The sequence below is a fragment of the Rugamonas apoptosis genome (genome assembly GCF_014042355.1).
Classification (GTDB): domain Bacteria; phylum Pseudomonadota; class Gammaproteobacteria; order Burkholderiales; family Burkholderiaceae_D; genus Rugamonas; species Rugamonas apoptosis.
In genome coordinates, this window is sequence record NZ_JACEZU010000037.1 from 1 (window position 1) to 1,260 (window position 1,260).

Here is a 1,260-nt window from a genome sequence, read left to right on the forward strand (position 1 = left end):
TGAGGTGTACTGTCAATAGTGGACACTTCCGTTTCAAGCCGCCAGCGCCTGTTTGCTGAAATCAGCGGCAAACGATGCTGGTGATACGTAGCCAAGGCGCGAGTGACGCCGCTGGCGGTTATAGAAGATTTCGATGTACTCCCTGATCGCTGCTTCCGCGTTGGCCCGCGTGGCGTATCTTTGATGATGAATCATCTCATTCTTCAAGCTGCCCCAGAAGCTCTCCATCGGCGCGTTGTCGTAGCAGTTCCCCTTGCGCGACATGGATGCCTGCATACCGAACTGCGCGACCAGCTTGCGGTAATCGTCGGCGCAGTACTGGCTTCCCCTGTCGGAGTGCAGGATCAGTCCCGGCGCCGGTCGCTTGCCTCGTACGGCCCGCCACAACGCTTGCGCTGTCAGCTCCTGCGTCATTCTCGCGCCCATGGCGAAACCCACCATTTCGCACGTAAAGACGTCCTTGATGCCTGCCAGGTAAAGCCACCCTTCGTCAGTGGAGATGTAGGTGATGTCACTGACCCAGGCTTCGTTCGGGCGCGTCGGCGCAAAGGTCTGATCCAACAGGTTCGGCGCGACCGGGTAGCCATGCCTCGAATTCGTCGTCGCCTTGAACTTCCGTTTTTGCTTGCAGCGCAGCCCAAGTTCCCGTCGCAGTCGAACGATGCGGTCACGCCCTGTGTTGAATCCTTGCGCGACCAGCTCCGGTTGCAAGCGCAACGGTCCGTAGGTTTCGCGAGTCTGCACATGGGCTGCCTTGATGGCGACCTTCAATCGTTCATCGTCCTGCGCTCGTTGCGATGGCCGACGATCGAACGCCGCGTAGAAGCCGCTGCGCGACACATCAAAGACGCGGCACAACAGACCAAGCGGATATTCGAGTCGCACCGATTTCATGAACGCGTACCGGGCAGCGACTCCCTCGCAAAGTACGCGGTGGCCTTTTTTAGCACTTCCTTTTCCATCCGTTCGACCGCCAGTTCTTTGCGCAGCTTGGCCACTTCAGCTTCCAGTTCAGCCACGCTGCGGCTGCCCGGCGGTGCCGCTGGATCGGTGCCGCGCTTGGCAGCGCTCACCCAGTTCGCCAGAGTCCCTTTGGGGATTGCGATTCGCTGCGCGGCCTCTTCCAACGTCAGCCCATGTGCCAGCACCAGTTTGACCGCCTCGGCCCGGAATTCCGGCGTGTATGTTGTTGATCTCATGATTTCACTCCCTTCGACAAGTTTATCAAATGGAAGTGTCCGAAAATGTCAGGCTACCTCA

Annotated in this window: 1 protein-coding gene; it reads right to left on the bottom strand. The window is 58.9% G+C overall.

Going from position 1 to position 1,260, the window contains the following annotated elements; all coding sequences use genetic code 11:
• Positions 1 to 33: 33 nt before the first annotated feature.
• A protein-coding gene (locus H3H39_RS27300; RefSeq protein WP_182157690.1) for an IS3 family transposase occupies positions 34 to 1,199 on the bottom strand; the annotation gives its coding sequence in 2 pieces (ribosomal slippage) (positions 34 to 947 and positions 947 to 1,199; 1,167 coding nt in all).
• Positions 1,200 to 1,260: the final 61 nt, after the last annotated feature.